We start from the raw sequence: 26945 nt of genomic DNA on the forward strand, positions 1-26945 counted from the left end.
ACCTCTGTATTGCAACAGCCGTGCCCAAATTTAAGTTCAATAAATACAGTTAGTTATGTTTGTTTCTTGAAGTGGTAACGGTGTTTTATCATTTTGACAATCAAAATCAGATTGAGAATTGGCATAGAGATAGGATTGAGAGTGGACAAAAAAAGAGAGTCGCAAGTGACTCTCTTTTATGCAGCGACAATTCGCTAAATGTTGGCATCGGTGCGTTAAGCACGCGCGCGGCGTTTAGGTGCGCCTTTACCGTTTGGTTTGCCAGCTGGTTCGCGCCTGATCTTTGTTGACCATTTGGTTTGCTATTTGGCTTACCGTTACCTTGTTTACCGCTACCTTGCTTACCAGAGCCTTTAGTACCTTGAGTACCATGACCTTGAGCACCATGGCCTTGATTCTGACCACCTGCAGAACGTTGACCTGGTTTCTTGCGGCGCTGACCGTCGGTTCGGATATCCGGTTGTCCCTTAGTGTGCTTGGTGGCAAATCGATTCGCACCGTGACGGCCAGATTTACGGCGCTGGCTGGTGTGCGTGAATCAATATCTTCAGCCGGCACCAAGCAGCTCGGCTTATCACCAATGAGGTATTGTTTACCCATGTTGACCAAGGCTTCACGGATCAGTGGCCAGTTGTCTGGATCGTGATAACGCAATAGAGCTTTGTGCAAACGGCGCTGACGTTCGCCCTTGGCCACTGGCAAGTCTTCACGTTTCTTGTATTTGACGCGTTTCAGTGGGTTCGTTTCTGAGTAATACATGGATGTGGCATTACACATTGGTGACGGGTAGAAGTTCTGAACCTGGTCACACTCAAAGTTGTTCTTTTTCAGCCACAGCGCTAGGTTGAGCATGTCTTCATCTTCCGTCCCTGGGTGAGCAGAGATGAAGTATGGGATCAGGTACTGTTTCTTGCCCGCTTCGGCGCTGTATTTTTCAAACATCTCTTTGAAGCGGTCATAGGTACCCATACCAGGCTTCATCATCAGATCCAGTGGGCCTTTTTCAGTATGCTCTGGTGCGATTTTTAGATAGCCACCCACGTGGTGGGTCACCAGTTCACGAACGTATTCTGGAGATTCAATGGCCAAGTCATAACGAACACCAGAGGCGATCATGACCTTTTTCACACCATCAACTTTACGCGCTGCACGGTATAGGTCGATGGTGTGCTTATGATCTGTGTTGAGCTTGTTACAGATGCCCGGGAACACGCAAGAAGGACGTCGGCAGTTAGCTTCTGCTTTTGGATCCGAGCAGCCTAAGCGATACATGTTGGCTGTTGGACCGCCCAAATCAGAGATGGTACCTGTGAAGCCTGGTACTTTGTCGCGGATCTCTTCAAGCTCACCAATGATGGATTCTTGTGAGCGGTTTTGAATGATTCGTCCTTCGTGTTCGGTGATTGAACAGAAAGAGCAACCACCAAAACAGCCACGCATGATATTAACCGAGGTTTTGATCATGTCGTAGGCAGGGATCTTGGCTTTACCATATTTAGGGTGAGGTACACGCGCGTATGGCAGGCCAAACACGTAATCCATCTCTTCTGTGGTAAGCGGGATCGGTGCTTGGTTTACCCAAAGCTCGCGGTTTCCATGGCGCTGAATTAACGCTCGACCCGAATAAGGGTTGGTCTCAAGGTGCATCACACGGCTGGCATGGGCGTAAAGAATACGGTCATTATTGAGTTTCTCGAAAGGTGGCAAGCGCACCGCCGTCGAGGCAGCATCATGACGAGATGGACGAATAGTAATCGGCTTCGCTTCAGCTTCGGTCTCTGACTTGTTGGTGTCGCAGTTTGATTCCACCTGATATGGGTTTTGTGGCACGAATGCTTTGCCCGGCTTTTCGATACGAGATGAGTCAATGATGGTGTATTGCTCAGGCTCTGCTGCTAAGTTGACTGCAGTGCCGCGAATATTGGTCATATCAGCGACGCTTTCACCATCGGCTAATCGGTGTGCGACCTCGACGAGCGCACGTTCGGCGTTACCAAACAGCAGGATGTCTGCTTTGGCATCAAACAGTACTGAGCGACGAACTTTATCTGACCAATAATCGTAGTGAGCAATACGGCGCAAGCTGGCTTCAATACCACCCAGTACGATAGGGGTTTCTTTGTAGGCTTCTCGGCAACGCTGTGAATACACCAATGTTGCACGATCTGGACGTTTACCACCTTCGTTGTTTGGTGTGTAAGCATCGTCGTGGCGCAGTTTTTTATCCGCGGTGTAACGGTTGATCATCGAATCCATGTTGCCAGCAGTGATACCGAAGAAGAGATTCGGTTGACCGAGGCTCATGAAGTCATTTTTATTGCTCCAGTCTGGCTGAGCAATGATACCAACGCGGAAGCCTTGCGATTCAAGCAGGCGGCCAATGATAGCCATACCAAAACTAGGATGATCCACATACGCATCCCCGTGACAATAATGATGTCACAGCTGTCCCATCCAAGGGCGTCCATCTCTTTTCTGCTGGTGGGCAAAAAAGGAGCAATACCAAAGCATTCCGCCCAGTATTTTTTGTGCTCATGGATTGGGGTAATGTCGTTGTGCATATTTTAACCTCTAGTTTGAAGGCGGGCATTATATACTTCAATTCCAGTGACTTCAAAGCCCAAACAAAGTGTGGTTATTTTGGTTTACGACGAGTCAATGGCATTCATCCTCAAGCTGATATATCATCAGCGCCAATGATTTTTGCTTTGAACTCATACCCATGATTACCGCTGTTTTGACATTACTTGCTCCGGCACTTGCCGTTGCGATGCTCGTTCTCACTCTTATTTTAGCAAAGGGTGACATTTGCCCTGGGCAAAGGGGTCGCATTCACAAGCTACTGCCGGCAATGGGCATACTTTGGCTTGCCATCGCATCTTTAAGGATTGAAGCCTTTTTGGTGGTGTTTGCGCTGTTCTTTTTCTATTCCAAAGTACAAACAGGTAAAACTCGAGAAAAAGGGCCTTTCTGGGCTTTGCACCTCGCTAATGGTATGGCTATGACGTTCTCGGTTATTTTGATCGCCCAACAACCAAATCTAGCCCAATCTTTGTCGCTCGCCAGCGCGGGGTTACTACTGGGCGCCGCTTTTGCCCATCTACTGCTGACAATGGCGAAGACACGACTTCAAGCTTTTCATCGCATCTTACCGGTGTCAGGCGTCGTCTTTGCCATGCTATTGGCATTAAGTTTTGTGTTTAATGCGTATCAGTGGGAGCCAGAGGTTGTTGCTAACTATACACCCGCGGTGATCATTTCCTTGCTCATGCTAATGGCGGGTATTGTGATTTGGAGCTGGCACATTATTCGACATCAAGCGCCAGCGAAAGGTCAGCTAGCGGTCGCGTTTTTGAGCCTGTTGGTGACCAATATCGGGCTGTTGCAGCTTTACTGGCTTGCTTGAACTGTAAACCAAGTCACTTTCTATTCCGTAATAAACAGCTAGTCTTTAAGGGCTAGCTTTTTTTATGGAGTGCAGTTATGGATCTAAGTAATGTGAGCGGTTTTGATAGTATTATTTTGCTTGGTATCGTCAACGAAAAATTGCGCTTAGAGTGCGACTCGTTTGATGAGTTGGTGAGCATGTATGAAATGGACGTAGAAGGCGTGGTAGGCAAATTGGATATGCTCGGTTACCAGTATGATCCATTGACCAATCAGTTCAAAGCGTATGAACGCTAAAACGCTGACCATAGAAAAAGGTCGCATAATGCGACCTTTTCGTTCTTTATAGAGCCTGTTGTTAGACAGCGCTGTATCTAGTGTGGCTTATTAGCCGCAGCATTTTTTGTGCTTTTTACCACTACCACATGGACAAGGGTCATTACGACCCACTTTTACCGATTCAACGGTGAGTGGTTTAGGGGGAATGCTATCATCGATTTCACCATCGACGTAAAACCATTGGCCTTGTTCGAATAGAAAGCGCGAACGCTCTGCCAAGCAGTACTCATAGCCATTGTCTTTAAGAAAAGCGCGAAAGCTCACATAGCCTTCGTTTTCATGACTGCCATTCTCGGTGCTAATGACCTCAAGCTTGAGCCAATCACTGTTTATAGAGTCGGCAATCGCTTCTCGCTCACTCTCAGCTTGACAACTTGGGTGGTAGGTTGCGACAACGAAGTCAACATCCTTGGTTAAATGGGCACTATAGCGAGCGCGCATGAGCTGCTCAGGTTGTTTCGCTAGGGTGACATCTTGGTGGATGGGTTGGCAGCATGTTTCGTAGCTTTGATTACTGCCGCAGTAGCATGGTTTCATGTTTAATCTTTGGTTCGGTGTTTAACGTTCAAGCGTGAACGTGGTATTCGGACTCAATTGCCAGTAGGTCTTCAGTCCACTTAATGGCGTCATCATAATGCTTCGCCAGCTTTTCGTCACTGATCCCGAGCTTATCTCGATAAGCAATAACGGTTGTCCAGTCGGCATTCTCATACGCTTTGACCAAGGACAGAATATTGCCAAGCTTGCCTTGCTTAGTTACTAATGCTGATTTGACCATATGGTCGATAGGCATCTTTTCAACCAACTCTTCCAAAGGTTGATCAAACAGCGAGTCTAGTAACGAGAACATACCTGTGAGAAAGCCGAGACCCTCGTCGAGATTCGTGTTCATGTCACGCAACAATAGCTCACAAAAGCGTGCACGTTGAATCGACAAGCTGTAGAGGCTATCTGGTTTGTCATCTTGAGTAGAAGTAATCGCGACTAAGGAGATAAATTTGCGCAGTCTCTCTTCACCCAGATACACCAAGGCTTGTTTGAACGATTTGATTTCTGAGCGGATCAGATATGAGGCATTCACAAACGTCAGCAGTTTGTAAGATAAGGTGACATCGAGGGAGATCAGTCGCTCGAGTTCATCGTAATTGATGTCTTGGTTGGCAATCTCTTTACACAGCTGTACTACGGTCAAAAAAGAAGGTTTGATTTGCTTTCGGCGAATCAACTGCGGACGGCTAAAGAAATAGCCTTGAAACTGATCAAAGCCGACTTGCTTGGCTAGTTCAAACTCTTCGTAAGTTTCAACTTTCTCGGCTAGGAAAGTAATGTTATGCGGTCGTAACCTTTCGATGAGCGCTTGAGCCTTTCTTAACGAGTATTGGCGAATATCAATTTTGATAATCGATGTATAAGGCAAGAAAGGCAGCCACTCTTTGCGCGGTACAAAATCATCAAGGGCAATGGTGTAACCCGCTTGAGACATTTTCTTAATTGCAGCCAGCAACTCAGTTGTCGGCTCACAACTTTCTAAGATCTCGATAACCAGATTTTCTTTAGGGAATAGGGTCGGGACTAAGTTCACCAAGCTTTGGTAAGGGAAGTTCACGAAGCCCAGTTTATCGCCTATCGTACTGTAATGTGTTGCAAGGAAGTGCTCAGAGAGTAGTCGGTTGGTGGCCAATTCCGGGTCAATATCTGGAAAGGTATTGTTAGGCCCATCCCGAAATAGCAGCTCATAGCCAACAGTTTTTTGTTCGCTATCCAAGATAGGTTGTCTAGCGATGTACGAGTATTTCAAATTCTGCATGGTTATCTCAAAAACGTTGACTCATAGTAACGTTTTATTACTTTCTTTGACTATGAAACTATTGGAATTTCGAGGGGTAGTTCATGGTTTGCTAAAAAAACGGCGCTCAAGACGCTGTGATTCTGGCTCACACACCAATACCGAGCCTTGTTGATACCAATCACCGAGCACGATTCGTGTTGCGACTTGTCCTTGAACGGTAAACTCATGGGTTCCTGGCCTATGCGTGTGACCATGGATCATAAGATCAGTACCAGTCTCTCGAAGCAGTGCCTCTACTTCGCTTTGGTTTACGTCCATAATGTCTAGTGACTTACTGGACTTGACCTCTTTGATATCGCCCTGAATTTTATTTGCAATACGGCGTCTTGTAAAGAATGGAAGGCGATTAAATAGCCATTGCAGCCAAGGCATATGTACTTTGGCGCGAAACTTCTGATATCGCACATCATCAGTACATAGCGTATCCCCATGTAATATCACCGCTTTCCTACCGTATAGGTCGATAACACTGTGTTCATCGAGAAGGGTAATACCGGTTGCTTTGCAAAAACGTTCTCCCAATAAAAAGTCGCGATTACCTTGTATAAAGTAGGTATCGACGCCGCGCTGAGTCAGGGCAAGAAATTCTTGCTTAATCTTAGCGGCAAAAGGAGAAGGGTCATCGTCACCAATCCAAAATTCGAACAGATCACCGAGTACATACAATGCGTCTGCGTGAATGGCTTCTTCGCGCATGAACTTAACAAAGCAATCCGTGGTTTGGGGTAACTGAGGGGAGAGGTGTAAGTCAGAGATGAATAATGTTGTCATAATATACAGCAAGGGAGGGCAAGCCCTCCCTTTTAACGATTACTCGTGAATCGTAGAGCCAGTGATGATCACTTCTTCTAGAGGTACGTCTTGGTGCATACCCATAGAGCCAGTGCTCACACCTTTGATCTTGTTAACGACGTCCATGCCTTCAACAACTTCTGCGAATACACAGTAACCCCAACCGTCTAGGCTCTCAGAGCGGAAGTCTAGGAAGGTGTTGTCGTTCACGTTGATGAAGAACTGAGAGCTCGCAGAATGCGGTTCCATAGTACGCGCCATAGCCAAAGTACCGACTTTGTTGCTTAGGCCGTTGTTTGCTTCGTTTTTAATTGGGGCACGAGTTGCCTTCTCTTTAAGACCAGACGTCATGCCACCACCTTGGATCATGAAACCGTCGATAACACGGTGGAAAAGCGTGTTGTCGTAGAAACCATCGCGGCAGTATTGTAGGAAGTTTGCACTTGTCTCTGGTGCTTTTTCTTCGTTCAATTGAACTTTGATGTCGCCGAAATTAGTGTGAAGGGTGATCATGATGAATACCTATTCCATTTTTTCTATTTTGAAGCCATGATTCTAGCCTAACTCCCTGTACAAGCAATAGTAGAAAGCGGGATATCTGCAATAAAAGGAGCGCTTTTTATACAACGGATACGGTTGGTCGCAAAAACTGCCGTAAAAAGCTGAGATTTCTTCGCTTATTGACTCCATTCTGCAGAGCTTTATGGTTATAATCGCCGATACATTTCAAACGTAATAGTTCAGATAGAGATCATGTTAAAAATATACAACACACTGACACGACAAAAAGAGGATTTTAAACCTATTCATGCAGGCAAAGTCGGCATGTATGTCTGTGGGGTCACTATTTACGATCTCTGTCACATCGGTCACGGTCGTACTTTTGTTTCATTCGATGTGGTATCTCGTTACCTTCGTTACGTCGGTTATGACCTAACATTTGTACGTAACATCACAGATATCGACGACAAAATCATCAAGCGTGCTAACGAAAATGGTGAGTCTTGTGAGTCGCTAACCGAGCGTCTGATTGGCGAAATGCACGCAGACTTCGATGCATTGAACATGAAGCGCCCAGACATTGAACCTCGCGCGACCGAGTTCATCGCAGAAATCATTGCGCTGGTTGAAAAGCTCATTGAACGCGGTTTTGCTTACGTTGCTGATAATGGCGATGTGATGTTCGAAGTCGGTAAGTTTGACGAATACGGCAAGCTATCTAAGCAAGATCTTGATCAACTTCAAGCAGGTGCTCGCGTAGACGTAGAAAGCGCAAAACGCAGTCCGCTCGATTTCGTACTTTGGAAAATGTCTAAACCAGGTGAACCGACATGGGAATCTCCGTGGGGCGCAGGCCGCCCGGGTTGGCACATCGAGTGTTCAGCAATGAACTCATCGATTCTTGGTGACCACTTCGATATCCACGGTGGCGGCTCGGATCTTCAGTTCCCACACCACGAGAATGAAATTGCGCAATCTTGCTGTGCACACGACACACAGTACGTGAATACTTGGATGCACAGTGGCATGGTGATGGTAGACAAAGAAAAAATGTCTAAGTCACTGGGTAACTTCTTTACTATCCGAGACGTGCTTGGTCACTACGATGCAGAAACGGTTCGTTACTTCTTAATGTCTGGTCACTACCGTAGCCAGCTTAACTACAGTGAAGACAACCTAAACCAAGCACGTTCAGCCCTTGAGCGTCTATACACGTCACTACGTGGTTTGGATGCTAACGCTGAGCCTACAGGTGGTGAAGACTATGTGACTCGCTTTACGACAGCAATGAACGATGACTTCAATACTCCAGAAGCGTACTCAGTGCTGTTCGACATGGCGCGTGAAATTAACCGTCTGAAAACCGTTGATATGGCAGAAGCGAGCCAGCTTGGTGCGCTAATGCGTGAACTGGCTGATATCATTGGTATTTTGCATCAAGATCCAGAAGCCTTCCTTAAAGGCGATGCGGGTGATGATGAGGAAGTGGCGGAAATCGAAGCACTGATCAAACTTCGTAACGATTCGCGTGCATCGAAAGATTGGGCGAATGCTGATTTGGCTCGCGATAAGCTGAACGAGCTAGGTATCATTCTTGAAGATGGCCTGAAGGCACGACGTGGCGTCGTAAATAACCGTTTTGATAGCCCTAGCTTGCTAGGGCTTCTTTTTAGTTTCTAATTTTTGGTGATACGTTTTGGCTCAGATGTACTTCTATTACTCAGCAATGAATGCGGGTAAATCGACGACTCTTCTTCAATCTTCTTTTAACTATCAAGAGCGTGGTATGACGCCACTTATCTATACTGCAGCGCTGGATGATCGCTATGGTATTGGTAAAGTCAGCTCTCGAATTGGTCTGCAGTCGGAAGCTCAGCTGTTTCGCGCTGAGACCAATCTTTTTGATGAGATTGCAACGATCAATGCAGAAACGCCAAGGCATTGTATTTTGATCGATGAGTGTCAGTTCTTATCCAAACAGCAGGTGTATCAGCTTACCGAAGTGGTGGATAAACTGAATATTCCTGTGCTTTGCTATGGCTTGCGCACCGACTTCTTGGGAGAGCTTTTTGAAGGTAGTAAACACCTTCTGGCATGGGCGGACAAGCTCGTTGAGCTAAAAACGATTTGTCACTGCGGACGTAAAGCCAACATGGTGATCCGTACCGACGAGCACGGCAACGCGATTGCAGAAGGTGACCAAGTTTCTATCGGTGGTAACGATAAGTATGTGTCTGTTTGCCGTCAGCATTACAAAGAAGCACTTGGTAAGTAATTGCTTTATCTCATGAAAAGGAGCCACTTGATGTGGCTCCTTTTTTTTGGACTGAGTGATTGCAGTGCAATGAGTCATTACAATGCATCAAGCGTACTCTGATATTTGAAATGATAACCAAGGTTTTGTAGCTTCTCGCTGGAGATGGTTTTATCAGGCGTGGAGTTCACTAAATTGAGCGAAGTGTCCAACCCTGCCGCTCTCAATGCCGCTCGGTAAAATGTCACCTTGTCACAGGATGTCGGTGTGGTGGCATTAACGACACTTGAGCTGATGTTTTCGAGGGCGAACACGATCGAGCCGATGGCGTCATCAAGATGGAGCATATTGGCGGTCGCTTGATCGCTGACGCTTTTCAGTTTCGAAGCAAAGCGCGATGGGTGGCGGTTTGGCCCAAATAATCCACTGCAGCGCACGATGGCGTAGTCGAGCGTCGAGTTACGAACGTATTCTTCGGCTGTTAACATGATCATAGCTTTAGCGCTAAAATCGTCGCGGCCTTTGGCAATCGGTAGGCGAGCCATATCTTCAGTCATCAGCTCGGCTCTATCAGGGTAAACAGACGTTGAGCTCACCATAATGATTTTACTGATGTCGGCACCTTTGGCGAGTTGACACAGCGTATCCCATTGAGAGGCGTAGAGTGCGCCGCCACCAGTGCGAAAGCCGGGTGGAAAGCAGCCAATGAGGGTTTCGGCGTTTAATCCTCTTAAGTGGTCTAAGGTGGCAAGCTTTCTATCGTCATTGGTAAGCTCGGCCAAGTCGAGCACAAAGCCGTCGATACCATGGTGAGCGAGCTCGCTGACGCCTTGCTCTGTGGTACGCGTCGCGGTGACTCGATAATCTTTGTTTTTGAGCGCTTTTGCTAGGGGTAAACCAAGCCAACCAGCGCCAACGATGACGACATTATTCTGGTTCATGTCAACCCTCCTTGAAGTTCTGTTTCAGCAATTCCCTTAAACGGCGATGGCCAAGATCACTACTTTTGCTTGAATGCTGAATAATACTGACGTTAATCATGGCAGAGATCTTCTCAAACTCTACCGGAACAGGGACGATGATTCCTTGCTCAAGCGCCGACTTTGCAAGGTAAGTGGGTATATAAGTCCAGCCAAACCCGGCAATACACCACTCGAGTAGCATTTGGTAGCTGTCCGAATACCAAATGTCTGGACTCAACGCATGATGTAAGCTGCTGGTTTTGTTGTTGCGAGAGCTAATCGACAACTGACGATGCAAGCTCAAAATCTCAAGATGAGGAGCGACGGTTTTCGCTAGCGGATGAGACGCTGAGACATACACATCAAACTGAAGCGAACCGATACTCTCGAAATCGAGTGAAAAAGGCACGGAAAGATCTTCATGAATGATTGCGGAAGTGGCTCTTCCGGTTTGTACCATTTCGACCGCATCACAGCTTGAAGCAAACAACAGCTCTAACTCGAGTCTTGGAAACTCATCTGATAGCGCTCGAATCATAGGCGTAACCCACCCAAAAGGAATGCCCTCGTCAATGGTCAGGACGATAGGTTGGATCTCTTTTTGCGTCAAACTATCGACGCGTTCGGCAAGTCGACCATGTTGAACCATGGCGGCTCTGGCGTAGGGTAGTAGCTTTTCTCCCTCTTCAGTCAGAACTGGGTAACGACCTCTTCTATCAAATAGTTCAACCCCGCAGTCAATTTCTAAGTTCATAATATTTTGACTCACGCAGATTGTACCTTGCCTAATTTTCGCGCTGCGCTAGAAAACGACCCGGTTTCCACCGTGGTGATGAAGGCTTCGATTTGTTCCACACTCAACATATCAGTTATCCTGATGTTATCTAACTGTCTATGACGTTAAGCATAATTGATAATACGCCTAATGCTAGTCCTTACGATAAGGTTAGGGTGTAATTATATGAATGTAAAAGAAAGAATATTCCATGCAGTGTTGTTTGAAGTGACGGCTTTAACCATCATTATTTCTGCTGCATCGATACTGGCGGGAGTGAAGTCCACGTCGATGATGGCCGTGGGTATTGGTATGAGCGTGTTTACCGTTATTTGGAACTATTTCTATAACGTACTTTTCGACAAGCTAGTTCCAGGGTGTCGAACGCAAAGAACGTTTGCAGTAAGAGTAGGGCACGCATTAGGCTTTGAGGGGGGCTGATTTTCTTTACGATTCCAGCCATTGCCTGGGCATTGGGTGTGACGCTTTGGACAGCACTTATGATTGAAGCTGGTTTCCTCGTGTTCTTTTTCTTCTTTACTGCTGCATTTAATTGGGCGTATGACAGGTGGGCGCCATACTCAAGATTCGTGTCTTGGTGGTGTGCGGTTGTTAAACGTCCAGCACACTAGTGTGCTGGACCCTAAATTAATTAGTGCGCGTGGCGGATGGCGTTGTCGATAATATTGGAGGCGTCTTTGGTATCAATTTTGTTCTCAACACCGTCGACACGAAGCACAAAACCTAGCTCATTGACGAGAGATGGTGCGAATGTCTCTGGAATGAGGCATCGCAGTAGCTTAGTGACGCCGCGTGTACATTGGTAATCGATATAGTCCGACAGTGTGACAGTCTCACCATCACTCATTAGTAACTCAATCTTCTTCGCGTTGTCGGTTTTCTCAGCAACGAGGTCAAGAGAGATATTGATCGTGTCTGCACTCGGCGCTTTGTGAATAGAAATGCTTTTTACCAGTTCAAGGTCACAGCGTGCTTCCGCTACATGTCCATAGTGAAAATTATGCAAAACCCAGTAGCCAGCGGTTAGTGTTTCGCGATTGTATTGGTTGTTGTCCATAGTCTGTTCCTCGAACCATTTAACTGGTGTCCATGATACTCTAGCCGCAAAGTCTAGGAAGTAACAAACTAGAGGATACTTATTTCAAACAAAGTGTTACGTGTTACAGACTGCTCGAGTTAAGTGAGGGCACTTTTGGGTGGACTATCGGTAGGTTTGTGATTGCCGCCTACGTATACGCGGTCAAACTTGAGCGGCAGCAAGACGCCGCCGCAAAGAAGGGAGGCACTTAAGAGCTTAGCACTCGTAATATTTTATCCGCATGTTCTGCGATCTCTATCCCCTCATCCGTTAAGTATCCACCGTCAGGCAGGGTACAAAGTCCTTTGTCATACAGTCTTTGGACTGCTTTTTGCATATCTTCACTAGCATCATGGTGCACTTTTATACCGGTTGCCGCACTGCTGATATCAAATTGCAGTAGTAGGTTCATCTCTGCGAGATGCTCAGGCGTGAATTTCATAGATTTGCCTCTTGGTTGCGTTTCTTCCATCAACATAGTGGGGAAATAGCACATTGACAATCGCCGAGTGAGGAAAGTGTTAGCTTGCGCCGCCTTCTAGTAAGAATTGGTCAATATTTCGTACTAAGTGAATGAAATATAACCGGTTAGAATGCGCCGAGATGTTTTTAGTGATGAATTTGAATATAGTGAGTTGTTTTTGCTTGCTTCACGCTTGGGAGCAGGCTTACGGGATGTGTTGTCCCAGATTAGGAGAGTAGATGTCTACGCGCAAATTGATTGTGGTATTGCTGTGTGTTTTGGGCGTGGCCTCTTGTGCGAGTACGCCGCCAGCCAACGATGCTCGGGCGAATTTAAGCCCCAAAGAGCTAGAGTTGACGCGCAACAAGGAATTTGAACAGCTGACGGCAACGTATACATACTGGTCGAAAGCGTTGGAGGGTGCAGAGTCGCTACGCATCTATGCCCCAGAAAATTACCGAGAAATGATGTCGTCTTGGAAGAGCGCTCATGATCTGTTTATTGAGATCCGCAAAGATCCCAACCAAATTGACAACAAGCACTCGGTGTTCTCCAGTGAGACTTACGCGGTCGGATTTCGAGATCGCATTAATACCGTCGAATATAACTACCGAGCGATTCAAGGCTTGAAGAAGCAAGCGGATGAACTTCTTGCGCCGGCGATGACAGAAATGGCTTACCTACAAAAAATAGAGGCAGGTCGTTACTTTAAACATGCGATGAATACGTTAAGCCGTGACTATCAGCGCCTATTTGAGCACTTGGTGGTATCGGAAGTGGATCTCGCGACGAACTATCAAGAGCGGTTTCTTAATCATGCCAAAGCCCTCGAAATACGAGTGATTGATGCGAAGTACGTGAAACCACTAGAGCAAAAGCTTGCGACATTAGCGAATGCTCGTTACAACGTTTTAGCGCCGGTGAGCTTTGGTTATGTGGAGCAGGGCATTCACGAACTGTCTGAGTTTGTCACACAATCACCACGCGCGTTTGTCGAGATTGATGAACAAGTGGAACGCATCGATTTTCAATTTCGACGTTTAGAATCTGTTGTGCAAGAAGTGACGAAACTTATCAATGTAGAGAAATCTCAGTTTGAGCCGTTTGTCCTTAAGGCGGAGTCTCGAATGCACCTCATTTCCTCTGCAGCGAAAGGGAATGACTATCGTGATCAGTCGCTATCTGCGCAGTCGAGTCGTATTGCTCATGATGTCGAGCGCTTGAAGGCGGCTGACAATACACGAGCGCTCAAGAAAGAGAATGCATTGCTGAAACAGCAAATTGCATTGCTTCAGCAGCGCAGTGACAGTGTTGTCTCCTCTGATGAGGCGCAGGTAGCCCAGGATGTTGCCGCGCAAAATCGAGCTGAAATAGAGACCTTGAAAAAGCTCGTCAGCGCCCTTCAAGAACAAGCTGAATAAGCCTACCAAAACGCTGCGATTGCAGCGTTTTTTGTTTCCAGCCCTCAATCTCATCTCCAGGCGGTCGCTTCATTAACGTTATGATTGAGCGACGCTTTTTCCTACGTGCTTATTTGTATTAACCACCATATTTGGTAAATAACATTTTACCGCCAAATAAATCTTGATTTATTGATTGATTGGAGTGATTATCCGCGCCCGTTTTAATTGTCACAAAATATGTAAGAGAAAAATGGAAATCAATCAATTTGATGCGCTGTTGCCTCCTCAAATGGCAGAGCGTGCAGCAGAAGCTGGCGTAGGTAAAGCGACAAAAGATCCGATGAAATCTTTCCTGTTAGCAATCACGGCAGGTCTGCACATTGGTATTGCGTTTATTTTTTACACCACCATCACAACAGGAGCTGGCGACCTGCCTTGGGGACTGACTCGTTTTCTTGGTGGTCTGGCGTTCAGTTTGGGTTTGGTTCTGGTCATTATCACCGGTGGTGAACTGTTTACCAGCTCAGTGTTAACCCTTGTGGCAAGAGCAAGTGGCAAAATTACCTGGCGTGCACTGTTTAAAAACTGGATGGTGGTTTACGTTGGTAACATGCTAGGTGCATTGTTCCTAGTTGGTATTATGCTGACGGCAAAGCAATACATGTTTGATGGTGGTCAGGTTGGCCTTAACACCATGCATATTGCTCAACACAAGCTGCATCACGACTTTTGGCAAGCGGTAGCGCTTGGCATCATGTGTAACGTATTGGTCTGTGTTGCTGTATGGATGACGTTCAGTGGTCGTACATTGACTGATAAGATCATCGTGATGGTACTGCCAGTGGCGATGTTTGTCTCCGCAGGTTTTGAGCACTGTATTGCAAACATGTTCCAAGTACCGATGGCGATTGGCATCAAAAATCTCGCATCACCTGAGTTTTGGCAAGCCATAGGTTCGACACCGGCAGAGTTTGCTGATTTGAACCTAATGACGTTTGTTGTGAATAACCTAATCCCTGTGACGTTAGGTAACATCATTGGCGGTGGCGTATTTGTTGGCATGTTGTATTGGCTGATCTACCTACGTGACTAAATCCAACGGGGATAGATCTACCATGATCCAATGAACTGTGTAGTTGGATAAGGAATAAAAAGGGCGGACACGCCCTTTTTTAATGCCTGTCAGTAAGTAACAATCCATCCTGTGCATGCCAAACTTTTGAGTATTCGAAAGTTACAGAGCGGCGATAGCCATGATCACCGGCATCATTGAGTGCGTCGGGCGTGTCGATAAGCCAATTACGAGCGACATCATCTTGATCTGCACTTGTATATAATTTATCCAACATCTTCTTCATCCTTGTGTTGCTTAGCTTTTAGAACCTAGCACTGTAGGGCAACTACGCTATTTGCCCCTTGTTTTGCTGATAAATTAACCATAATTGATGACAGGAACATGACGCTGGGGATCTTTTGACCATTTACGGGCATGTATATTGATAAATAGCGTAACTTCAGAGACTTGGTTATCCACATATCCTGTGGATAACCTGGTTTAAACTTAGTGAGTAACCACGAAAAGTGCTGAACTAGCCATTCGTTTGGGGGCGAATTTTTGGCTTCCCAGAGGCGTCGAATCCTCGATAGACCACAAGGTTTAAGCAGACAACGATAGAAATACTCATCATGACCCAAATAGCCATCATAATGACCAACTGATACTTCACAGCCACGACCGGACTCGCGCCGCCTAAAATTTGACCAGTCATCATGCCCGGCAGCGATACCAGTCCAGTGGTGGCCATGGTGGCCAGAATAGGCGCTAGAGATTTTTGAAGTGAAACACGGACAAAAGGCAAGGTGGCGATAGAAATCGGTGCCCCAAGTGCGATTGAGGCTTGATACTCGCTCCAACGGCTTTCTAGCGCACTGTAGAAGTTCTGCAGCGCAACAATGTTCCCTCCTAAGCTATTACCAAGCAACATGCCAGATAAAGGTATCGCGTATTGCGCGCTATAAAATGGGTCTGGCTGAACCGTGACAAGGCAAAGCAGTGCCAGAATTGGGAACAGCCCAATACACAGTGCGAATATCAAAAAGCCGACTATCGGCCGTTTTGGTAGTTTCGATTTAGCGGCTATTGCGTTGGCACCGACGATAATCATCACCAGCAACCATACCAAGTTGACGACAAAGCTATCTAAGTAAAACAAATATTCAAGATAGAGCCCCACCAGCGCTAACTGGATTGCCATTCGAATAAGCCCAACACTGGCATCTTTACCTACCTCTAGCTTGTAGTGGTAGTTGATGGCGTAAGGGATGAGCAAGGTGGTAGCGAATAGCGCGATCTGCCACCAACTGATATCAATAACTTGCTGCATGTCATGCTCGGCATCTTGGGGAAATGTGTCTCAAAAGTGTACCTAAATTGACTGCATCAATCACGTGGTTTAACTGCAAGTGAAATAACAAAAAATTAACAAGCAACCCGCTTTAGGTGGCGAAAACGGTCTAAAAAAGTTGGCAGAGTTATTGGTGAGAATGTGTGAATATTGTGGATATGTATCTATATTTACAGATGGATAACAGTATTAATTTTTCATATCTGTTCATAACTTTACACATCAATTTTTAATTGAATACAACTCGGGATGAACTCAAAAAACTGTTGAATAACAAGGGGTGAAGAGGCGGAATTGATTGAACCATACTCCTAGTATGGTTTAGCATTTTCCCATAGATGTTTTAAATAATTGAGTGTCCTTCGTGGAATGCTCGTGGACTGGACAACATACAATATAGGCAAATGTATGAGTGATGTTAACAAAGTAGAAAGTGCGGAAAAGCACGGGATGGAGTGGAAGTCGTTTTTCTTCATCTGTGCCGTATTCTTCCCTCTGTTGAGTGTGGCTATCGTTGGTGGCTACGGATTTATCGTTTGGATGCTCCAAATGTTCGTTTTCGGCCCTCCAGGCGTGCATGGCTAATTTGTAGCCAAACCCGTTCAACAAGTTTCAAGAGAGTTAGTCATGAAATCCTTTTTTATTAAACTTTGGCGCACCATCAGCCGCCCAGCAGTTCACATCAGCCTTGGTGTGCTCACCGCGGGTGGTTTCGTTGCTGGTGTGGTTTTCTGGGGTGGTTTTAACACCGCGCTTGAAGCAACTAACACAGAAGAGTTTTGTATCAGCTGTCACACCATGCGTGACAATGTATACGTTGAGCTTCAAGAAACCGTTCACTGGAAAAACCACTCTGGTGTCCGTGCCACTTGTCCTGATTGCCACGTTCCACATAACTGGACAGATAAGATTGCACGTAAAATGCAGGCTTCCAAGGAAGTCTTTGCTCAGGTTTTTGGCGATTTAGATACCCCAGAAAAGTTCGAAGCGCGTCGTCTAGAGCTAGCGCGCCATGAATGGGATCGTTTCTCTGCCAATAAATCTCTAGAGTGTAAAAACTGTCACAACTACGAGTCTATGGACTTTGAACAAATGTCCCCTACGGCGCGCATTCAAATGAAGTCTGCGGCTGAGCGTGATCAAAGCTGTGTAGACTGCCACAAAGGTATCGCACATAACCTGCCTAAAGATATGGCAGCGGCAAGTGGTATTGTTGGTGATTTAGAGCAAGTGGCAAGCAGCACGTCTTACTCGAAAGGTCAGAGCGTCGTATCTATTCGTCACCTACCACTTTACACCGACGAAACAGGCTCAACGGAAGCGGGTCTACTTAGCCCTGCAAGTAAAGTTGAAATCTTGGATGTGAAAGGTGACATGATCAAAGTTGAAATCGATGGCTGGCGTAAAGCGAAAGGCTTTGGCCGCGTGATTCAAGAAGACTTTGGTAAGAACATCTCAACCGCGATTCTTTCTCGTGAAGTATCACAAGGTGCTGACGTGCATGTGGGCGAGAAGAAAGAAGACGAGCTAACAGGTCTTCCTTGGGAAGAAGTTGCCGTCGACCTATGGATGAAGCAAGAGTCTATGGTGACTGACTTCACTCCAATTTGGAACGCAGCTGGTGAAGCGTATCAAACCAACTGTTCTACGTGTCATACACAACCTGACGTTGCGCACTTCAGTGCAAACGGCTGGGTAGGCATGCTAGACGGTATGATCGCGTTTGTGAACTTCGATACAGATACAGAAGCGCTGGTTCTGAAGTATCTACAGAAGCACTCTTCAGATTACTCTGAAGGCCACCACTAATAAACGTCAATTGGAGTTAAAAAATGGCAATTACAAGAAGAAGCTTCCTTAAAGGCGTGGCGGGCTCGAGTGCAGCAACACTGATTGGTCCGAGCCTACTGGCATCAGCGACGGCAAGCGCTGCAGAAACAGACGGCACTTGGAAAGTATCGGGTTCACACTGGGGCGCGTTTCGCGCCCGAGTGTGGGGCGGCAAAGTTCAAGAGATCAAACCGCTAGAAGTGGACAAATACCCAACAGACATGTTGAACGGTATTAAAGGCATTATCTACAGCCCATCGCGCGTTCGTTACCCAATGGTTCGTCTTGATTGGCTGAAGAAGCACAAATACGCACCTGAGACGCGCGGTAACAACCGTTTCGTGCGTGTGACTTGGGATGAAGCGCTAGATTTGTTCTACCGTGAACTTGAGCGCGTGCAAAAAGACTACGGCCCATATGCTCTGCACACCGGTCAAACAGGCTGGCGTCAAACAGGCCAAATGCACAGCTGTACTAACCACATGATGCGTGCGATGGGTCTACACGGTTACTCAGTTAAGAAAGTGGGTGACTACTCAACAGGTGCGGGTCAAACCATCCTGCCATACGTGTTGGGCTCGACAGAAGTTTACGCTCAAGGTACCTCTTGGGAGCTTATCCTAGAGAACAGCGACAACATTATTCTTTGGGCAAACGACCCAGTGAAAAACCTTCAAGTTGGTTGGACATGTGAAACGCATGAGTCGTTTGCATACCTAGAGCAGCTTAAAGAGAAAGTCGCGAAAAAAGAGATCAACGTTATCTCAGTTGACCCTGTTAAAAACAAAACGCAGCGTTACTTAGAAAACGACCACATGTATGTGAACCCACAAACTGACGTAGCCTTTATGCTAGGTTTGGCTCACGTGCTATACAACGAAGATCTATACGATAAGAAGTTTATCGAAACGTATTGCCTAGGTTTCGAAGATTTCATTAAGTATGTTCAAGGTGAAACGAAAGACCGCGTTGAGAAGACGCCTGAATGGGCTGCTGAGATTTGTGGTGTACCTGCTGACAAGATCCGCGAGTTTGCGCGTATGCTGGTTAACGGTCGTACGCAAATCCTGTTCGGTTGGTGTGTTCAGCGTCAAGAACACGGTGAGCAACCTTACTGGATGGGGGCGGTACTGGCGTCAATGATTGGTCAGATCGGTCTACCAGGTGGCGGTGTGTCTTATGGTCACCACTATTCAGGTATCGGTGTGCCTTCAACAGGGTTTGCAGCTCCAGGCTCGTTCCCGTTGAACATTGACCAAGGCCAAACACCTAAGTACACCAACCAAGATTACAAAGCTACAGCCGCGTAATCCCAGTTGCTCGTTGGGTGGACAGCCTTCTAGAGCCAGGTAAGAAGATCAACTCAAATGGTTCGGTTGTGACGCTGCCTGACATCAAGATGATGGTATTTAGTGGTAACAACCCTTGGCATCACCACCAAGATCGCAACCGCATGAAGAAAGCGTTCCGTAACCTCCATACTGTTGTGGCCATTGATTTTGCTTGGACGGCAACGTGCCGCCACTCTGATATCGTGCTACCAGCATGTACTCAGTGGGAACGTAATGATATTGACGGTTACGGTGCTTACTCAGGCCGTGGTCTGATTGCGATGCATAAGCTTGTCGACCCGCTATTCCAGTCTAAGACTGACTTCCAAATCATGACGGAACTGACGCGTCGTTGGGGTCGCTCCGAAGACTACACGCGTGGTATGACTGAAATGGAGTGGGTGAAATCCCTTTACAATGATTGTAAAGAGGCCAACAAAGGTAAGTTCGAGTTACCAGAGTTTGAAGAGTTCTGGGAGAAAGGCTTCCTTGATTTCGGTACGGGCAAACCTTGGGTGCGTCACGCTGATTTCCGTGAAGATCCAGAGATCAATGCATTGGGTACACCATCTGGCTTTATCGAGATCACCAGTCGTACTATCGGCAACATGAACTACGAACACTGCCAAGAGCACCCAATGTGGTTTGAAAAGTCAGAACGTTCACATGGCGGTCCTGGCTCAGACAAACACCCGTACTGGCTACAATCGTGTCACCCGGACAAGCGTCTACACTCACAAATGTGTGAGTCAGAAGAGTTCCGTGCGACTTACACCGTACAAGGTCGTGAGCCGATTTACATCAACCCAACAGATGCTAAAGCAAAAGGCATCAAAGATGGCGATGTGGTTCGTGTATTCAACGATCGTGGTCAACTATTGGCGGGTGCGGTTGTCACTGATAGCTTTGCACCAGGCGTAGTTCGTATTGAAGAGGGCGCATGGTATGGCCCACTTAATGAGAAAATTGGCGCATTGGATACCTACGGCGATCCAAACACTTTGACGCAAGATATCCCATCTTCGGAGCTTGCGCAGGCAACATCAGCGAACACTTGTTTGGTCGACTTTGAGAAGTTTGTAGGTAAACTTCCACCAGTGACCTCGTTCGGTGGCCCGATCGAAGTGGTATAACGCAAGTAAGTGCTAACTAGTACACAAAACCCATCGGAAACGATGGGTTTTTTTATACCTGACAATATACTCATTAGGTAACCTATTTAATTGTTGAGTAACAATGACTGAGTATATTTCTGTTTTACCAGAGCTCGATGCTCTGGCGATCAATCCTGACATCGAAATTAAATTAGAAGGCTCTGAGTTAACGTGTCGTTATCGCAGCATTTTTCCGCGCGCCTTGTCTTCCCAAACGGCATTACTACGTTTTGAAAACCAAGTAGAAACGGGCGCTCAACTGCTTGGTGATGGGTTTCAAATGCTCTGCCAGACAACTGGCTCACCGACAGCTTTGGTGGACGTCGGCCGCTGTCCAGATAACAACGCCAGTTATCGTCTCTATCCGCAGGATGCGCCTAAACGCTTTTACAACTATCTCGTTGTGGAGCAGTCAACCGGATTCCAACTGTACGGTTTCGTTACCTGCCATCGCTTTGCTGGCTACTTTGAGCTCGAGCAGACACATCACGGTATTGACGTAGTGGCTTACCTTGATGGCGAAGAGAGTGAGCCACAGTATTGGGAAACCAATCAACTAGAATCGCTTGTCGTGGTTCATGGCAGCAGTTTAGAGAGTGTTTATGAGCGGTATGCACAGCACATTACCAACCATCATCCGGCTCGAAGCGGCGTGACGGAGGCGAGCCAATTGGATGGTGTTCGTGGTATGCCTATTATGCTGAAGTAACCAAACAAAACGTCATCGACAACACGCACATCATGGCAGAGCAGCTTAATGACTTACAGTGGGTATTGCTCGATGATGGCTATCAAGCTTTTATGGGAGATTGGCTAACGCCTTCTGACAAGTTCGAAGGTGGGGTGAAATCACTCATTGCTGAGATCCGAGCTCAAGGTAGAAAGCCTGCCATTTGGTTGGCTCCGTTTATTGCTCAAGCGGAATCAGAGGTTTTCCAGCAACATCCAGATTGGTTTTTAAAACACCCATCCGGTGAGCTTTTGAAAGCGGAAGACATCACCTATGGCGGCTGGCGCTGCACGCCGTGGTACATTTTGGATGCGACACACCCAGAGGTGCAAGCACACTTAACTCGTGTTGTTAAAGTGATGCGCGAAGAGTGGGGTGTTGAGCTTTTCAAACTTGATGCCAATTACTGGGGCACTCTAAAAGGCGTGCGTCATCAAAAAGGAGCGACGGGTATCGAAGCTTATCGTCTCGGGATGGCAGCAATCAACGAAGGGGCAGGCGATGCGCTTGTACTCGGCTGTAACGCACCAATGTGGCCGTCTCTTGGGCTAGTGGACGCGATGCGAGTATCCGATGATGTTGAGCGACATGTAGAGCGTTTTGAGCAAATCGCGAAAGAGACCTTCTATCGCAGTTGGCAACATCAGCGCTTGTGGCTGATTGATCCTGATTGCGCTACGTTCACGTCACTGCCGAATCAAGGCGCTGATCGCAGCGCGTATGAGTTTCATCGTAACGTGCTTTTAGCGGCGGGTGGCTTGCTGCTTTCTGGAGATCCTTTGCCTGAGCTAACGCCTTTTGCCGAGGAAACGTTGGCACGGCTGATTGCTCGTCAGCATCAAACCAGTCGCGCATCAGTCTTTAGCTCGTTGACCCTGAATCACGCCACGCTGAAGTTGTCCGAAGAAAGACGACTGCATAGCCTATTTCATTACAACGATGTGGTCAGTGAGTACACATTAACGACCGAGTTTCCAAGTGATTGGTATGACTTCTGGACTGGCGAGAAGCTTAACCAAGAGCCTGCGCAGATACAGATAGTGCCCGTGAACCAAGGACTCAGCAGTCGGGCTATAGTGTCAATGGTTCACTTACCTGAGGCTTAAGAGGCGCGGTCAGATCTCAAACAGCCAATAATAGCCGTATCCGACAATCAGCGCTGGTAGTGCAGAGTAAAAGGTCGCTACCAGTGCTGCTTTAGGCGCCAGCGCAATCGCTGGGAACAAAGCATCACCATCATTAGAAAGCGCGTTCGATATCTGCGCAGACATTGGCATAACGCCACCAAGATATAAGCTGGTTACCAGTATTTGTGGGCCACAACCTGGCAGCAAGCCCACAAGCATACCGATCAATGGCATGTAGACGCCGTATCCAGATAGCGAGCTCGCCATATCGAACTGGGCGAAGTGAATCGATAGTTCGAAAGCGAGAAAAGCCACGATCACCCAGGCGCTGACAAAGTGCGTATCTTGCGCCGCTTTTTGCATAGGATGTGAAGTCGGGCGTTTGTTATCTTCGGCTACCGCACTCTGATAATCTTTAATCTCTTTGGTGAACGCCCACAGAAACATCATCACAACAGCGAGCAGTGCACCGGCCCATTCAATCGTGCCCTCTGAGAGTCTGAGAACGTCATTGACGTCAATTTGAAATGACATAGCGAAAGCAATCGCGATGGTTGGCACGATGAGCCAAGTCCAGAACAGCCCCTGTAGATTGATAGCTCTGTGCTGCAAAGACGTCGCTGCGTTTTGTGAGCAACAATCAATACTTGCTGCCAGGTCGCTGACCATATTACTGATTTTGCTTTCTGGGTTAGGTCTTAGGAAGTCGTTGGCGTGAATGCGATTGACGATTAAACCCGTGATGGCTCCGACAACAACGCCAAGTGCTATCATTCCCAGTCCAACACTTGGCTGACTGGCTATTAATAAGAACGCGGCATCGCCCATGGTGGCAGTGAGAACGGCAACCACTGAGCCAAACCCCACGCGACCGGTAACAAATTGAGTGGTGACGATAATAGCGCCGCCGCAACCGGGAAGAGCGCCGAGCATTGAAGATATCAATACTTGGTAGGTGGGTGACTGATGATAAAGTTCCACCATTCGGTGCTGACTTGAGATCATGCGGGCGACTTGGTGGTAGATGATTAAGGTGAAAGCGACATACGTTGACACTGCCCAAAAGGCATCCGCGAGGGCATTCATGGTAACGTCACGCGTTTCGCCTGTTATCAGGAGCATCGTCAACGCGATAGGGAGAATCAAGCGTTTATACTTCGGCTTGAATTGGTCAACGCTGAGACCATTGACGACAGTAGAGTTTGTCATGTAATGCATAACTTTCACCGATGTTAAATGCGAGTCATTATCAAGTATATTTGATTGATAATAATTCTCAATGTCATTTGTGGCTTTTATTTACATTCTGTGAGGGGGAAGATTCCCGCTAATCGCACATCAACCGATGACAAATCGAGAAAATCAGGTAAAGTATCGCCCCTGTGAGAGTAATACAGGCGATCGCGCCTGAATGATCAGAATTAGTTAGGAAGCAAAATGATTTTAGTTGTCGGTCATAAAAACCCAGATAGTGATAGCATTTGTGGTGCACTTGTTGCTGCAGAACTTCTAAAGGCTCGTGGTCTTGAAGCGACGCCAGTTCGTCAAGGCGAGATTAACCGTGAGACGCAACACATTCTTGCAACAGCAGGCGTTGACCAACCAGAACTACGCACAAGCGTTGCTGGTGAAAAAGTTTGGCTAGTAGATTACACCGATCTAGCGCAAGCACCAGACGATATCAACGAAGCAGAAATCCTAGGTATTGTTGACCACCACCGTCTAGGTGATGTGATGACAGTAAACCCTCTTGAAGCTTGGATCTGGCCTGTAGGTTGTACTTGTACCATCCTATTTAACCTGTTCAAGATGGAGCAAGCAGAAATCACTCGCCCATTAGCGGTTCTAATGATGTCTGCAATCCTATCTGACACAGTAGGTTTCGCATCTCCAACTTGTACTCAAAAAGACAAAGATGCGGTTCTAGAGCTTGCACAAATCGCTGGTGTTGAAGATCTAGACGCGTTCATCAAAGATCTATTGATCGCTAAAACAAACATCGAAGGTCTATCTGCTGCTGAACTAGTAGAAAAAGATCTTAAAGCGTACCCATTCAATGGTCGTGATGTGGTTGTTGGTCAGGTTGAACTTGCGACACTTGAGCAAGTTGATGGCATGATCGAAGCACTAGAAGCGGACTTAACTCGCCGCTGCGAAGAAGAAGGTCTGGCTTTCGCTGCTGTGATGCTCACTGACATCACAACCGCTCAAACTCGTCTAATCTACAAAGGTGAGTGGGCTGAGAAACTGGTTAAGCATGAGAAAGACGGCATGCTTATGATGGAAAACACACTAAGCCGTAAGAAGCAAGGCTGGCCTTGGCTTCAAAACGAGCTAGTGTAACTTTTCACTAAGTCTTACCAAGCCCTAGTTACCGTGACGAAATGTCACAGGTGCTGGGGCTTTTTAATTCCGCTATTCTAAAGTTAATCTTTAGAACAACTAATCAAAAGGCGCGCTGCAATGGCATTAGAACAACATCAAATTGATGAGATCTCTCGTTACGATGAAGAGAAGAGACTAAAGTACAGTGTGAAAACCATGGTGCAAGAGCGTCAGATCTGGATCCTAACTGACGAGCATGGCTGCGTGATGCTCAACACTGAAGACGAAGATTGCGTGCCAGTATGGCCAAACCAAGAGTTTGCGGAGCAATGGGCAACGGGTGAATGGGACAACTGCAAAGCTGAAGCCATTTCACTGAACAAGTGGCACAGTCGTTGGACATATGGTCTAGAAGACGATGAGCTTGCGGTCGTTGTATTCCCAAACCAAAATGAGGAAGGCGTTGTACTCTTCCCAGACGAGTTTGATTTTGAACTGAAGAAACAGGCCAGCAAAACTCGTTAATCGCTGAGAAAACATTAGCGTAAACAGACATTTCATCCAGTAGGCAGACAAACAAACATAAGGTAGACTTATCGTTCTCTTTTCTCTGCTTACTGTTTGTTATGTCGCGTCTTTTTCTACTTCTCTCTGGTTTCATTTTTTCTTCTTTTACTCATGCGTCCAATAAAGAGGCATGGGATACGTTTAGCGACATTGGTGCCTATGGTCTCGTAGGACTCGCCGCGGCAATGCCTGCTTACCAAAAAGATTGGGAAGGGGTTTGGCAAGCCGGCCTCAGCATCGGCTCTGCTTCAGCCATTGGCCTTATCGGCAAACATACTATTGACGCGCCGCGCCCAGATGGCAGCGACAACAAGAGCTTTCCTTCTAATCACACCGCGAACGCCTTTGCATCCGCAACCACACTCTATATTCGTCAAGGGTGGCAAGTAGGCCTTCCCGCTTATGGTGTAGCGGCTATGGTGGGAGTCGGTCGCGTACAAGCAGACAAACACTATTGGCGTGATGTGGCCGCCGGTGCTGCCCTTGGCGTTTTGACAGGCTGGGTATTCACCGACAAGTTAGATGACAATCTTCAGGTGACACCTTACGCAAGTTCGCGTTCAGCAGGGGTATCATTGACGTACGTTTGGTAGTACTGCACTGTCACAGCAGATAATAGAAAGCCCAGCATTGCTGGGCTTTAAGCGACTAGTGGTAGCGTTAGTCACGCTTCCAAAGGATATGGCAGAACTTATTGTCAGGATCACGGCTTACCAGTAAGCGCGCAAACACATCATCTAAGACATCGTCTTCTTCGTTCACAAGACCAATGCGAACTTCTGCATAGCTCTCATCAACGTCAAAGCCAACGTGCTCCACCCAATCTGCGCCAGTTTCAACAATCTCCGCTGCACCGCGGTCATCGAATTGCGCAGTGAAAAGGATAACGTCGGCTGCTTCTAGATTATCTGGTGCCATCTCTAGGAAGATATCGTATGCCGCTTCAATCACGTCATCGTATGAAATCAGTTCTGACATAACTTACGCTCGGTTCATGTATTTGCGTTCTGCAGTGTTGATCACTACGCGGTCACCCTGTGCGATGTACTCAGGTACTTGCACTGTCAGGCCTGTTGATAGACGAGCTGGCTTAGTACGAGCAGACGCTGAAGCACCTTTGATTGAAGGGTCAGTTTCTTCGATCACTAGCTCAACAGACGATGGCAGCTCAAGGCCAACCGCACTGCCGTTCACTAGGATAACTTGAACACCTTGTGTGTCTTCGTTGATGAACAGTAGATCATCTTCGATTTCATCGTGCTTGAATGTGAACTGGCTGTAGTCTTCGTTATCCATGAAGATGTACTCATCGCCATCAACGTAAGAGACGTCACGTTACGCTTGTTCATTTCTACCGTTTCAAGCGTGTCATCGGATTTGAAACGCTCATCAACTCTAGAGCCTGTTGCCAAATCAGTACAACGTAGCTTGTAGATCTTAGCGCCGCCACGGCCACCCGGAGTGGTGACTTCGATATCTTTGATTAGCAACGTTTTGCCATTTGACTCAATCGCAAAACCTTTTTTAAGCTCACTTGCCTTAGGCATGGAATATTTCCTTCGTTTTTTGTTTAGACAGTCAATTATACGTTCGAAATCTAGGTTTGCTCAAGAAGGGAATGATGTCTCAAGCACGACAATTCAACGTTGAAT

At 46.9% G+C, this 26945-nt stretch carries 23 protein-coding genes and 6 pseudogenes; 14 read left to right on the top strand and 15 right to left on the bottom strand.

The genetic code is table 11. From position 1 onward, the window contains the following. Nucleotides 1–106: 106 nt before the first annotated feature. A pseudogene (locus TZ48_RS02925) lies at nucleotides 107–2561 on the bottom strand (YgiQ family radical SAM protein). 161 nt (nucleotides 2562–2722) lie between these two features. Here TZ48_RS02925 and TZ48_RS02930 point away from each other — a divergent pair. Next, the gene (locus TZ48_RS02930) at nucleotides 2723–3406 is read left to right on the top strand and encodes a hypothetical protein (RefSeq protein ID WP_112478202.1); all 684 of its coding nucleotides are present in this window, start codon (nucleotides 2723–2725) and stop codon (nucleotides 3404–3406) included. A gap of 77 nt (nucleotides 3407–3483) precedes the next feature. Continuing rightward, entirely contained in the window at nucleotides 3484–3684 is a 201-nt protein-coding gene (locus TZ48_RS02935) for a DUF4250 domain-containing protein (protein WP_112478203.1), read from the top strand. 90 nt (nucleotides 3685–3774) lie between these two features. Here TZ48_RS02935 and TZ48_RS02940 read toward each other — a convergent pair whose 3' ends face one another. The 4 genes from TZ48_RS02940 to TZ48_RS02955 all read right to left on the bottom strand — a co-directional run bounded on the left by TZ48_RS02940 (nucleotide 3775) and on the right by TZ48_RS02955 (nucleotide 6880). Beyond that, nucleotides 3775–4263: a YchJ family metal-binding protein gene (locus tag TZ48_RS02940; protein WP_112478204.1), complete on the bottom strand. Its 489-nt coding sequence runs from the start codon at nucleotides 4261–4263 to the stop codon at nucleotides 3775–3777. A 28-nt stretch (nucleotides 4264–4291) separates the two neighbouring features. Further along, the gene (locus TZ48_RS02945) at nucleotides 4292–5524 is read right to left on the bottom strand and encodes an EAL and HDOD domain-containing protein (RefSeq protein ID WP_162674476.1); all 1233 of its coding nucleotides are present in this window, start codon (nucleotides 5522–5524) and stop codon (nucleotides 4292–4294) included. A gap of 90 nt (nucleotides 5525–5614) precedes the next feature. Further along, nucleotides 5615–6346: a UDP-2,3-diacylglucosamine diphosphatase gene (lpxH, locus tag TZ48_RS02950; RefSeq protein ID WP_112478206.1), complete on the bottom strand. Its 732-nt coding sequence runs from the start codon at nucleotides 6344–6346 to the stop codon at nucleotides 5615–5617. Between the two features lie 39 nt (nucleotides 6347–6385). Beyond that, entirely contained in the window at nucleotides 6386–6880 is a 495-nt protein-coding gene (locus TZ48_RS02955; RefSeq protein WP_112478207.1) for a peptidylprolyl isomerase, read from the bottom strand. 240 nt (nucleotides 6881–7120) lie between these two features. On the opposite strand from TZ48_RS02955, the pseudogene cysS reads away from it, so the two are divergent. Both cysS and TZ48_RS02965 read left to right on the top strand, forming a co-directional pair. Further along, nucleotides 7121–8502: pseudogene (gene cysS / locus TZ48_RS02960) on the top strand (cysteine--tRNA ligase). A gap of 62 nt (nucleotides 8503–8564) precedes the next feature. Further along, complete coding sequence (locus tag TZ48_RS02965) at nucleotides 8565–9143, top strand: thymidine kinase (RefSeq protein WP_112478208.1); 579 nt, start codon at nucleotides 8565–8567, stop codon at nucleotides 9141–9143. 77 nt (nucleotides 9144–9220) lie between these two features. Here the strand turns inward: TZ48_RS02965 and TZ48_RS02970 are convergent, their stop codons facing one another. From TZ48_RS02970 to TZ48_RS26060, 3 genes are read right to left on the bottom strand one after another with little or no spacing between them, the layout of a single operon-like run. Next, nucleotides 9221–10063 (bottom strand): NAD-dependent epimerase/dehydratase family protein, encoded by an 843-nt coding sequence (locus TZ48_RS02970; protein ID WP_112478209.1) that lies wholly within the window; start codon nucleotides 10061–10063, stop codon nucleotides 9221–9223. 1 nt (nucleotide 10064) lies between these two features. Further along, entirely contained in the window at nucleotides 10065–10838 is a 774-nt protein-coding gene (locus tag TZ48_RS02975) for a LysR family transcriptional regulator (RefSeq protein WP_338062246.1), read from the bottom strand. Between the two features lie 11 nt (nucleotides 10839–10849). Further along, entirely contained in the window at nucleotides 10850–10948 is a 99-nt protein-coding gene (locus TZ48_RS26060; protein ID WP_338062247.1) for a LysR family transcriptional regulator, read from the bottom strand. A 97-nt stretch (nucleotides 10949–11045) separates the two neighbouring features. Here TZ48_RS26060 and TZ48_RS02980 point away from each other — a divergent pair. Continuing rightward, nucleotides 11046–11491 (top strand): annotated as a pseudogene (locus tag TZ48_RS02980) (PACE efflux transporter). 20 nt (nucleotides 11492–11511) lie between these two features. Here the strand turns inward: TZ48_RS02980 and TZ48_RS02985 are convergent. Both TZ48_RS02985 and TZ48_RS02990 read right to left on the bottom strand, forming a co-directional pair. Next, nucleotides 11512–11937: a hypothetical protein gene (locus TZ48_RS02985; RefSeq protein WP_112478210.1), complete on the bottom strand. Its 426-nt coding sequence runs from the start codon at nucleotides 11935–11937 to the stop codon at nucleotides 11512–11514. 229 nt (nucleotides 11938–12166) lie between these two features. Beyond that, on the bottom strand, nucleotides 12167–12400 hold the full coding sequence (locus TZ48_RS02990; RefSeq protein ID WP_042499429.1) for a TIGR02647 family protein: 234 nt from the start codon (nucleotides 12398–12400) through the stop codon (nucleotides 12167–12169). A gap of 260 nt (nucleotides 12401–12660) precedes the next feature. Here TZ48_RS02990 and TZ48_RS02995 point away from each other — a divergent pair, with 260 nt between their 5' ends. Together TZ48_RS02995 and focA are read left to right on the top strand one after the other, a co-directional pair. Next, nucleotides 12661–13842 carry a hypothetical protein gene (locus tag TZ48_RS02995; protein ID WP_112478211.1) on the top strand — a complete coding sequence of 394 codons (1182 nt, stop codon included), beginning with the start codon at nucleotides 12661–12663 and terminating at the stop codon, nucleotides 13840–13842. A 232-nt stretch (nucleotides 13843–14074) separates the two neighbouring features. Continuing rightward, nucleotides 14075–14917, top strand: coding sequence for a formate transporter FocA (focA, locus tag TZ48_RS03000; protein WP_112478212.1), 843 nt, complete (start codon nucleotides 14075–14077; stop codon nucleotides 14915–14917). A 79-nt stretch (nucleotides 14918–14996) separates the two neighbouring features. Here focA and TZ48_RS24310 read toward each other — a convergent pair whose 3' ends face one another. Together TZ48_RS24310 and TZ48_RS03005 are read right to left on the bottom strand one after the other, a co-directional pair. Beyond that, a complete protein-coding gene (locus tag TZ48_RS24310) occupies nucleotides 14997–15173 on the bottom strand; it encodes a hypothetical protein (RefSeq protein WP_162674474.1) in 177 nt (58 codons plus the stop codon). Nucleotides 15174–15413: 240 nt separating this feature from the next. After that, nucleotides 15414–16208, bottom strand: a complete 795-nt coding sequence (locus TZ48_RS03005; RefSeq protein WP_112478213.1) for an ABC transporter permease — start codon at nucleotides 16206–16208, stop codon at nucleotides 15414–15416. A gap of 429 nt (nucleotides 16209–16637) precedes the next feature. On the opposite strand from TZ48_RS03005, the gene torE reads away from it, so the two are divergent. From torE to TZ48_RS03025, 4 genes and pseudogenes are all read left to right on the top strand, one after another. Further along, the gene (gene torE / locus TZ48_RS03010; protein ID WP_042499363.1) at nucleotides 16638–16814 is read left to right on the top strand and encodes a trimethylamine N-oxide reductase system protein TorE; all 177 of its coding nucleotides are present in this window, start codon (nucleotides 16638–16640) and stop codon (nucleotides 16812–16814) included. A gap of 42 nt (nucleotides 16815–16856) precedes the next feature. Beyond that, nucleotides 16857–18038, top strand: a complete 1182-nt coding sequence (gene torC / locus TZ48_RS03015; RefSeq protein ID WP_112478214.1) for a pentaheme c-type cytochrome TorC — start codon at nucleotides 16857–16859, stop codon at nucleotides 18036–18038. A 23-nt stretch (nucleotides 18039–18061) separates the two neighbouring features. Further along, nucleotides 18062–20523, top strand: a pseudogene (torA, locus tag TZ48_RS03020) (trimethylamine-N-oxide reductase TorA). Nucleotides 20524–20626: 103 nt separating this feature from the next. Then, nucleotides 20627–22380, top strand: a pseudogene (locus TZ48_RS03025) (glycoside hydrolase family 36 protein). A 9-nt stretch (nucleotides 22381–22389) separates the two neighbouring features. Here TZ48_RS03025 and TZ48_RS03030 read toward each other — a convergent pair. Beyond that, the gene (locus tag TZ48_RS03030) at nucleotides 22390–23619 is read right to left on the bottom strand and encodes a putative manganese transporter (protein ID WP_112478215.1); all 1230 of its coding nucleotides are present in this window, start codon (nucleotides 23617–23619) and stop codon (nucleotides 22390–22392) included. A 219-nt stretch (nucleotides 23620–23838) separates the two neighbouring features. Here TZ48_RS03030 and TZ48_RS03035 point away from each other — a divergent pair, with 219 nt between their 5' ends. The 3 genes from TZ48_RS03035 (at nucleotide 23839) to TZ48_RS03045 (ending at nucleotide 25886) form a co-directional block, all read left to right on the top strand. Beyond that, a complete protein-coding gene (locus tag TZ48_RS03035) occupies nucleotides 23839–24744 on the top strand; it encodes a manganese-dependent inorganic pyrophosphatase (RefSeq protein ID WP_112462057.1) in 906 nt (301 codons plus the stop codon). 120 nt (nucleotides 24745–24864) lie between these two features. Beyond that, on the top strand, nucleotides 24865–25251 hold the full coding sequence (locus TZ48_RS03040; protein ID WP_042499372.1) for a DUF2750 domain-containing protein: 387 nt from the start codon (nucleotides 24865–24867) through the stop codon (nucleotides 25249–25251). 101 nt (nucleotides 25252–25352) lie between these two features. Then, a complete protein-coding gene (locus tag TZ48_RS03045) occupies nucleotides 25353–25886 on the top strand; it encodes a phosphatase PAP2 family protein (RefSeq protein WP_112478216.1) in 534 nt (177 codons plus the stop codon). A 67-nt stretch (nucleotides 25887–25953) separates the two neighbouring features. On the opposite strand, the gene TZ48_RS03050 is transcribed toward TZ48_RS03045, so the two are convergent. Together TZ48_RS03050 and efpL are read right to left on the bottom strand one after the other, a co-directional pair. Further along, a complete protein-coding gene (locus tag TZ48_RS03050) occupies nucleotides 25954–26271 on the bottom strand; it encodes an HI1450 family dsDNA-mimic protein (protein ID WP_112462059.1) in 318 nt (105 codons plus the stop codon). A 3-nt stretch (nucleotides 26272–26274) separates the two neighbouring features. After that, nucleotides 26275–26840 (bottom strand): annotated as a pseudogene (efpL, locus tag TZ48_RS03055) (elongation factor P-like protein EfpL). Between the last annotated feature and the right edge of the window lie 105 nt (nucleotides 26841–26945).

It is taken from the genome of Vibrio variabilis, from assembly GCF_003263785.1.
GTDB classification, from domain to species: Bacteria; Pseudomonadota; Gammaproteobacteria; order Enterobacterales; family Vibrionaceae; genus Vibrio; species Vibrio variabilis.

What these genes read in the sequence shown, in the direction of transcription:
- TZ48_RS02930 (WP_112478202.1), top strand. Translation starts at nt 2,723, where the DNA reads ATGATTACCGCTGTTTTGACATTACTTGCTCCGGCACTTGCCGTTGCG.
- TZ48_RS02935 (WP_112478203.1), top strand. Translation starts at nt 3,484, where the DNA reads ATGGATCTAAGTAATGTGAGCGGTTTTGATAGTATTATTTTGCTTGGT.
- TZ48_RS02940 (WP_112478204.1), bottom strand. Translation starts at nt 4,263, where the DNA reads ATGAAACCATGCTACTGCGGCAGTAATCAAAGCTACGAAACATGCTGC.
- lpxH (WP_112478206.1), bottom strand. Translation starts at nt 6,346, where the DNA reads ATGACAACATTATTCATCTCTGACTTACACCTCTCCCCTCAGTTACCC.
- TZ48_RS02955 (WP_112478207.1), bottom strand. Translation starts at nt 6,880, where the DNA reads ATGATCACCCTTCACACTAATTTCGGCGACATCAAAGTTCAATTGAAC.
- TZ48_RS02970 (WP_112478209.1), bottom strand. Translation starts at nt 10,063, where the DNA reads ATGAACCAGAATAATGTCGTCATCGTTGGCGCTGGTTGGCTTGGTTTA.
- TZ48_RS02975 (WP_338062246.1), bottom strand. Translation starts at nt 10,838, where the DNA reads ATGAACTTAGAAATTGACTGCGGGGTTGAACTATTTGATAGAAGAGGT.
- TZ48_RS26060 (WP_338062247.1), bottom strand. Translation starts at nt 10,948, where the DNA reads ATGTTGAGTGTGGAACAAATCGAAGCCTTCATCACCACGGTGGAAACC.
- TZ48_RS02985 (WP_112478210.1), bottom strand. Translation starts at nt 11,937, where the DNA reads ATGGACAACAACCAATACAATCGCGAAACACTAACCGCTGGCTACTGG.
- TZ48_RS02990 (WP_042499429.1), bottom strand. Translation starts at nt 12,400, where the DNA reads ATGAAATTCACGCCTGAGCATCTCGCAGAGATGAACCTACTACTGCAA.
- TZ48_RS02995 (WP_112478211.1), top strand. Translation starts at nt 12,661, where the DNA reads ATGTCTACGCGCAAATTGATTGTGGTATTGCTGTGTGTTTTGGGCGTG.
- focA (WP_112478212.1), top strand. Translation starts at nt 14,075, where the DNA reads ATGGAAATCAATCAATTTGATGCGCTGTTGCCTCCTCAAATGGCAGAG.
- TZ48_RS24310 (WP_162674474.1), bottom strand. Translation starts at nt 15,173, where the DNA reads ATGTTGGATAAATTATATACAAGTGCAGATCAAGATGATGTCGCTCGT.
- TZ48_RS03005 (WP_112478213.1), bottom strand. Translation starts at nt 16,208, where the DNA reads ATGCAGCAAGTTATTGATATCAGTTGGTGGCAGATCGCGCTATTCGCT.
- torE (WP_042499363.1), top strand. Translation starts at nt 16,638, where the DNA reads ATGAGTGATGTTAACAAAGTAGAAAGTGCGGAAAAGCACGGGATGGAG.
- torC (WP_112478214.1), top strand. Translation starts at nt 16,857, where the DNA reads ATGAAATCCTTTTTTATTAAACTTTGGCGCACCATCAGCCGCCCAGCA.
- TZ48_RS03030 (WP_112478215.1), bottom strand. Translation starts at nt 23,619, where the DNA reads ATGCATTACATGACAAACTCTACTGTCGTCAATGGTCTCAGCGTTGAC.
- TZ48_RS03035 (WP_112462057.1), top strand. Translation starts at nt 23,839, where the DNA reads ATGATTTTAGTTGTCGGTCATAAAAACCCAGATAGTGATAGCATTTGT.
- TZ48_RS03040 (WP_042499372.1), top strand. Translation starts at nt 24,865, where the DNA reads ATGGCATTAGAACAACATCAAATTGATGAGATCTCTCGTTACGATGAA.
- TZ48_RS03045 (WP_112478216.1), top strand. Translation starts at nt 25,353, where the DNA reads ATGTCGCGTCTTTTTCTACTTCTCTCTGGTTTCATTTTTTCTTCTTTT.
- TZ48_RS03050 (WP_112462059.1), bottom strand. Translation starts at nt 26,271, where the DNA reads ATGTCAGAACTGATTTCATACGATGACGTGATTGAAGCGGCATACGAT.